The organism is Actinomadura sp. NPDC049382 (assembly GCF_040677125.1).
GTDB lineage: Bacteria > Actinomycetota > Actinomycetes > Streptosporangiales > Streptosporangiaceae > Spirillospora > Spirillospora geliboluensis.
Genome location: NZ_JBFARO010000101.1, coordinates 22,681 through 29,523, shown reverse-complemented (window position 1 = coordinate 29,523; position 6,843 = coordinate 22,681). Strand labels below are relative to the sequence as shown.

Below are 6,843 nucleotides of genomic sequence, written 5' to 3'. Positions count from 1 at the left end.
CGGCGGCGCTGCGGGGCTCAGCGGGCGTAGACCTCCAGTGTCCACTTCCCCGCCGGCTTCACGCTCTTCATCAGTTTTGCCAGCGCGGCGTCGCTGGTGGCGTGCACCTTGCCCGCCTCGGCGGGCAGCACGGCGATCTTGATTGCGTTCGTCCCGCCTTCGACGTCCTGATCCCAGGTGATGCCCGTGGATTCGGCGATCTCACAGTCCACGACCTTGGTCTGCCCGCCGGTCCGGACGACCGCGACCGCCGCGCCGTCCACGCACGTCACCCGTATTCGCATCAACTTGCCCGGCTCTTTGAGCGGGACCGTCCGGGGTCTGCCGTCGGCGCTACCGGTGACTCGCGCCAACCGCTTCAGCCCGGTCACCGCAAGTTGTTTCGGCTGTGTGGGCGGACGGGTTCCCATGTTGCAGGCGTCGGTGTTGCACTGGCCGCTGTAGACGCGCACGCTCCAGTTCCCCGACGTCGGCTCGTGGCTGCCCAGGTACCGGTCGATGCCGATCATTGAACTCAACGTGTTCGGGTTCTGTTCGCTGCTGTCCTTCAACGGGAGAGCCACGACCTCGATGGTGATCGGCACGCCCGGCGTGACCTTGGAGACCGAGGTGGAGTTGTCGTCGGGTGAGCCCTGGCTGCAGCCGCCGCTGCTGAAGGCACCGTTCTCCCGCTGCTGGTAGACCATGAAATCGCCGGAGCACCGGAGGGTGACGCCGATGAACGGCCCGGTCGGCGTGATGGTGAACCGTCCCTTGGCCCGAATTTTTGAGAAGCCGACCTCCTGCAGCGGCTGCATGCCGTCCCGCCCCGCAGACCTCGGGAAGTCCTGGTTGACGACGCCCGTCATCGTCGGTGCGAGCGCGTGCCGGTCGCGGGCGTTGCCGTCCTGCTGCTGGACGACCCCGAAGGCCGCCCCCGCCATCAGCACCACGCCGAAGGCCGCGGCGGCGGCGCGCAGCCGGTTGCCGCGCCGGACCCGGCGGCGGACGCCGTCCAGCAGATCCGGGGACGGAACGCCGCGAGCGCTCTCGGCCTCCATGACCTCGGTCAGGTCCTTCAGTTCGCGTGCCATCGCTCACTTCCCTCCCTGCGGTGCTGCGGCCAGGACGCCCGGATCGATCCGGAGCTTGGTGAGGGCCTTGCTGGTCTGGCTCTTCACCGTCCCGACCGAGCAGCCGAGCACCTCGGCGACCTGCGGCTCCGACAGGTCCTCGAAGAAGCGCAGCACCAGCGTGGCGCGCTGCCGGTCCGGGAGCCGGCCGAGCGCCGCCCACAAAACCGCCTTGTCCTCAGCGGCGCCGATGCCGTCCGCCGGATCGGGGCCGTCCGGGGGCCGTTCCGTGGGCCGCTCGCCGCGCCAGTGCCGCTTCGCCCACGACGCGTGCGTGTTGACCAAGATCCGGTAGACGTACGGATCGGGGTTGTCCTCGATCCGCCGCCACGAGCGCCACGCCTTGACCAGCGCCGTCTGCAGCAGATCCTCCGCCTGCGCCCAGTCGCGGCACAACAGATAGGCCGTTCTGAGCAGCCGCGGCGACCGCTCCGTCACATACGCCGCGTAGTCCGGGCGCTCCCGCATCCGACCTCCCAGTAGATCTCTCTCCGACATCTACCGGCTGGACCCCCGAAACGGTTGCCCGGCAAGGGAGTCTCTTCAACATCGAGGTGCCGGTTCTGCAACTACGCCATTCGACCGGCCCACCTACGCCAAGCGGGCCCTGGCCCTTCGTCCTTGCGGTCCTGCTTCGTTCAGGCCTTCAGTGCGGGATACCGCCGCTCAGGTCGCGGGCGCCCTTGCGCAGCAGATCACCCGCCACGTACGCGCCCAGATCCTCGCCCTTGTCCGGCGGCGCCCACTGAGCCTTTTTCAGCGTGCTGCGGTCTCGCGGAGTTGAAGGGTGTGGACGGCTTTGGCGAGGCGGCCGGCGCGGTGGGGGCAGCAGCGTAGCTTGCGCAGGATGCGCCATGATTTGAGCTGGGCGTTCGCGCGTTCGCCGGGTCCGCGGAGCTTGGCGTGTGCGCGGTTGGCGTCCCTTGTAGGGCGTGAGGATGTGCGCGCCGGCGCCCTGGTATGCCTTATCGGCCGGCACGAGCAGCTCGGTGGCCGCCAGGGCCCGGATGACGCCCCAGATCCTGGCCGCGGTCAGGTCGTGGACCGAGCCGCGCAGCGGTCCCGACACCCACAGCAGGGTCCCGTCCCGGTGCGGCGATGACCTGGAGGTTCATGCCGTGGCGGCGATGCTTTCCCGAGTAGTGGGGCCGGTCGGCGGCGACCCGGTCGATCGAGATCGAGGTGCCGTCCAGCACCAGGCGGGGCACCTACGGGGTGCACGACCCCTTGCTGTCGGCGACCCGCAGGCTCAGTGTCGTGCCGTAGTGCTGGCGCATGCTCTGGCCGACGGGCGGGTCCTGGGTGCAGACGGTACGTTCCAGGTGCGAGCTGTCGTCGTATCCCTCGGTCACGATGGGCTCGCTGCTGACGAGCGGGAAGCCGAGCCGCAGGGCGGCTTGCTTTGCGTCGGTGCCGGTCTTGCCGACGAAGTTGGGCACGACGGGCCAGGTGGTCACGCGGCCGTCGGGCGGGCAGGACACCTGCGGGGGCAGGAATCCCAACTCCACCTTCTTCCCCTGAGGGTCCTCGACCTGCGTGCAGACGACCCAGGTACCGGAGTAGGACTCGCCGTCGAACAGGTGACCGTCGGGCAGGGCCCTGAACGCCGTGGTGTAGGCGGGCCAGGAACGCTGCAACTCGCCGCTGACGGCGTCGAGCTTCTTTCCTTTGAAGGAGGGCAGGACAGGTGAGGGACGAGGCGATTTTGCGCCGCTCCCCGCGCTCCCTGCGGCGGAAGTGCTGTCGCCGCCCGAGCAGGCCGCCAGGCCGAGCACGGGCACCATCAGCAGACCAAGAGTTAAGGGTCGGATCCCCACCATGTGCCGCTCCCGAACATGATCAGACATGAACGCGGCGATCGTAACCGTCTCCCCCGCCGCCGGGCGGACTTTTCCGGCACTCGCACGGTAGATGCCCAGACCGCCCCGCTTCACGGTGCTGATGCTGCCATCGAGGTGCCGGAAGCGTCGGCTCCTACGTCGGCTCGCTGCTGCACCAGCTCCACCAGGTGAGTCGTACCTTTCACCCCGCCACCTCATGCGCAGTGGATGCCCTGAACCTTGCACACCGACACACCTGGAGCACTGATCAGCCACGGCAACATCGCACCCTGGCATGTGGTCTTTGACCAGAACCGCCCGACCTGGCTGATCGGCTGGGAGTACACCGGGCCAGTCGACCCCCTCGATGAGGTCGCCGTCACCGCCTTCTACTGCGTGCAACTCTTCGATGATGACGTCGCCGAAGAGATCGGGCTGCCACCCGCCGCCACCCGCGCGGAATGGTTCAAGGCTTTCCTTGACGGTTACGGGCTTCCCCGCCGTCAACGCACCGATCTGATCGACCGGATCCTGCACTTCCTGATCAAAGACAACGGCTGGTACTCACGAGTTCAGGGCTTCACCCAGCACAACACTCACACCGAGGGGCTGTGGACCCTCGCATGGCAGTCCCGGGCCGCACTATGGACCCTCGAACACCGCGAACTCCTCACCTGCACAGCCGCCCGTTGACCGCACCCGCCGGTCGGCGACCGGCTGGGAAACGACCACTCTCAACCTTTCCCTTCGCCAGGGCTGACGGCGAAGAATGACGTCAGGTGCCGCACCTCATCGTCTCGGTCCATATCCGGAGACCGGCCGGCTTTGGCGCCCTTGGTGACCATCACGTGCGGGTCGTCCGTGCGCTGGGCTCGGCGGTGGGTCAGGCAGCGCTGCAGGATCGTCCAGCTTGCCGGGTCAGTGGCACCGGGTGGGGCCGACGCCCGAGCCGGACCGTCCGATCATCTGCCGGTGTCGGCCTGCAGGATCCGCTGTTTGCCGCACCCGGGACGGGTCGCCTTGGCGGCCGTCTCGCTCCGTCGCCGCCAGCATCGGCAGCGCTCGAGGAACCCTGGACCGGATGAGCCGCGATCGAATAGGTTTTCGACCATGGTTCCGGGGCTACTGTGCGTACAGCACTGGCTGGACAAGGACGCTCAGCAGCGCCTAGCAGCGGATATCGACGCCGCGCCCTGGTCGTCGCAACTGCGGAGGCGTGTCCAGCACTACGGGCATCGTTACGACTATGGCAGTCGTGGCGTGGGCGGCGCTCCGGCCCCGCCACTCCCCGGCTGGGCGGTGGCGCTGGCCCGGCGGCTACATGAGGACGGCCACTTCGACCGACAGCCCGACCAGGTGATCGTGAACGAATACCTGCCTGGTCAGGGCATCAGCGCTCACATCGACCGCATTCCTTCCTTCGGCCCTGTCGTCGCCTCGGTCAGTCTGCTGTCGGCATGCGTTATGGAGTTCACTCACCCTCAGGACAAGACGCGCGTGCCAGTACGCCTCGAATCCGGCAGTTTGTGCGTGATGACAGGCCCCGCACGATTCACCTGGCGGCACGCCATCCCGGCGCGGAAGACCGACCCTGGCCCCAACCGGCGGGTGCCCCGCAGCCGACGTGTGTCCGTGACATTTCGAACGGTCCTGCAAGAGAACTCTAACGACGCTGACACGCTGACCTGCTCTGCAGGTTCACTCGGCATGGTTCTGCATTAGGACCTCGCGCGCCGCTTCTACGTTCCTGGCCCGCTACTCGCACGTCCCCTGTGATGTCCCTGGGCAGTAGCTGTGTATGGCGTTCGCGAAAGCCAGGACATGACCGCAGATGCCATGCCCCTACGATGATCCGATGAGCCAGGCCGCCCTTAAGCCGTACTGGAATACCAACGTCGCGCGTCACCCTGGCATCCTGCGTGCCGTCCCGGAGGGGTGCAGCGATGCGCTGGACGTTGGCTGTGGGGATGGTCTGCTCGCACGCAAGCTGGCCGGGCGGGCAAAACGCGTCACTGGCATCGACAGCTCGCCAAGGATGATCGCCAGCGCTCACGAGCTCGCCGCTGGTGACCCGGATCTCACGTTCATCGAGGGCGACTTCCTCTCCGTCGATCTCCCGGTCGAGGGCTACGACTTCATCTGCTCGGTATCCACGATCCATCACATGGACTTTGAGGCGGCCCTGACCCGCATGCGCGAGCTACTGCGTCCCGGTGGCACGCTGGTGGTGGTCGGCCTGGCCTGTGAGAGGACTCCGGCGGAGTGGGCAGCGATGATCGCGGCCGCCCCGGTCGTACGGACCATCAAGGTGCTGCGCCGTGCGCACGGCCCGGAAGGGATGCCGGTCGCCGACCCGCAGATGAGCTACGGGCAGGTGCGAGCCGCAGCGCGGCGACTGCTGCCCGGCGTGCGCTATCGCCGACACGTACTCCGCCGCTACTCGCTGACCTGGGAAAACACCCGACCGCTAACCAGGGTTAATTAGTCATGGCGGTCAGGTGCGTGGACGGGCCCGCTGGTGTGGGCATATGCCAGTCGCATGGCCGGACACGATGGTTTGTCCGCCGTGGGTGTAGTAGCGGGTGGTGGTGACAGTGCCGCCGCTGAGGCGGAGCTCCATTCCCGGCAGATACAGGACGGTGCCGGTGTTGTCGCGGCGGATGAGCCGGTTGCCCGTCGGCGTCGTAGACGAACGGATCGTCCGGTGGTCCGCCCTTCTCTGGAATGGTCGCGTCGAGACAGGCGCGGGTGAACGACCCGGGTGGTGAGCCCGGTGGCGGCAGCTCGGCCTCGAACCGCTCGACCGCGTCCAGGATTTTGTCGCGCATGGCATCCCAGGTGTTCGCTTCACCAGCGGTTCGCCACCTGCTGCGCGATCAGTTCGTCGTAGATCTCGCGCACGCCCGCCGATGCCTCCTGTGACAGCGGAGCGGCGTCGGCCGCGGCGGCGTTGTCGCGGACCTGGTCGGGCGTGCGGGCCCCGGGGATCACCACGGACACCCCGGGCTGGTCGATGATCCAGCGCATCGCGAACTGCGCCATCGTCATCCCGTCCGGAACCAGCGGCCGCAGGCGGCGCACCGCCTCCAAGCCCGTGCTGAAATCCACACCGGAGAAGGTCTCGCCGACGTCGAACGCCTCGCCATGCCGGTTGTAGGTGCGGTGGTCATCGGCGGCGAACGTCGTGTGCTCGTCATAGCGGCCCGACAGCAGGCCGCTCGCCAGCGGCACTCGCGCGATGACGCCGACTCCGGCCGCGCGCGCCGCCGGCAGGACCTCCTCCAGCGGGCCGAGCCGCAACATGTTGAGAATCAACTGGACGGTGGCCACGCCGGGGCGGGCGATGGCGGCCAGCGCCTCGGCCCGGGTCTCCACGCTCACTCCGTACGCGGCGATCCGGCCCTCCTCCACGAGCGTGTCCAGGGCGTCGAACACCGCGTCGTCCTGGTAGACGGCCGGAGGCGGGCAGTGCAGTTGCACCAGGTCGAGCCGTTCGACCTGGAGATTGGCGCGCGACCGGTCGGTCCAGGCACGCAAATTGTCCAGGGTGTAGATCGACGGGTGCTGCAGCATGACGCGCCGCCCCATCTTGGTCGCCACCGTGACGCCCTGGACGCCACCGCCGCGCAGGAACCGGCCGATCAGCTGCTCGCTGCGTCCGTCGCCGTACGCGTCGGCGGTGTCGATGAACGACACCCCGGCTTCCACCGCTGCGGACAGGACCGACAGCGCCTGGCGGTCGTCGACCGTCCCCCAGTCCGCGCCCAGTTGCCATGCGCCCAGGCCCACGACGCCGACCTTCCGACCGGCGCGCTGCAGCATTCGCTCTTCCACGGGTGTCCCCTCTGCTCCATCGGTCTGCCGCTCGGGACACGGTCGCTCCCGGCATCGACAGCGAATGTTATCGATAA

At 68.1% G+C, this 6,843-nt stretch carries 7 protein-coding genes and 1 pseudogene; 3 read left to right on the top strand and 5 right to left on the bottom strand.

The features are described from left to right. Positions 1–17 precede the first annotated feature (17 nt). The 4 genes and pseudogenes from AB0K34_RS35695 to AB0K34_RS35680 form a co-directional block, all read right to left on the bottom strand. Positions 18–1,073, bottom strand: coding sequence for a hypothetical protein (locus AB0K34_RS35695; RefSeq protein ID WP_364553263.1), 1,056 nt, complete (start codon positions 1,071–1,073; stop codon positions 18–20). 3 nt (positions 1,074–1,076) lie between these two features. Beyond that, positions 1,077–1,580, bottom strand: coding sequence for a SigE family RNA polymerase sigma factor (locus AB0K34_RS35690; protein WP_364553261.1), 504 nt, complete (start codon positions 1,578–1,580; stop codon positions 1,077–1,079). 288 nt (positions 1,581–1,868) lie between these two features. Beyond that, positions 1,869–2,311 (bottom strand): annotated as a pseudogene (locus AB0K34_RS35685) (transposase family protein); the annotation flags it as partial. A gap of 9 nt (positions 2,312–2,320) precedes the next feature. Then, complete coding sequence (locus tag AB0K34_RS35680) at positions 2,321–3,046, bottom strand: PASTA domain-containing protein (RefSeq protein WP_138638007.1); 726 nt, start codon at positions 3,044–3,046, stop codon at positions 2,321–2,323. A 126-nt stretch (positions 3,047–3,172) separates the two neighbouring features. Here AB0K34_RS35680 and AB0K34_RS35675 point away from each other — a divergent pair, with 126 nt between their 5' ends. From AB0K34_RS35675 to AB0K34_RS35665, 3 genes are all read left to right on the top strand, one after another. Then, on the top strand, positions 3,173–3,625 hold the full coding sequence (locus AB0K34_RS35675; RefSeq protein ID WP_364553259.1) for a hypothetical protein: 453 nt from the start codon (positions 3,173–3,175) through the stop codon (positions 3,623–3,625). 417 nt (positions 3,626–4,042) lie between these two features. Continuing rightward, entirely contained in the window at positions 4,043–4,654 is a 612-nt protein-coding gene (locus AB0K34_RS35670; RefSeq protein WP_364553258.1) for an alpha-ketoglutarate-dependent dioxygenase AlkB, read from the top strand. A gap of 133 nt (positions 4,655–4,787) precedes the next feature. After that, positions 4,788–5,417 (top strand): class I SAM-dependent methyltransferase, encoded by a 630-nt coding sequence (locus AB0K34_RS35665; RefSeq protein WP_364553256.1) that lies wholly within the window; start codon positions 4,788–4,790, stop codon positions 5,415–5,417. A 362-nt stretch (positions 5,418–5,779) separates the two neighbouring features. Here AB0K34_RS35665 and AB0K34_RS35660 read toward each other — a convergent pair whose 3' ends face one another. Next, the gene (locus AB0K34_RS35660) at positions 5,780–6,766 is read right to left on the bottom strand and encodes an aldo/keto reductase (protein WP_364553254.1); all 987 of its coding nucleotides are present in this window, start codon (positions 6,764–6,766) and stop codon (positions 5,780–5,782) included. Positions 6,767–6,843: the final 77 nt, after the last annotated feature.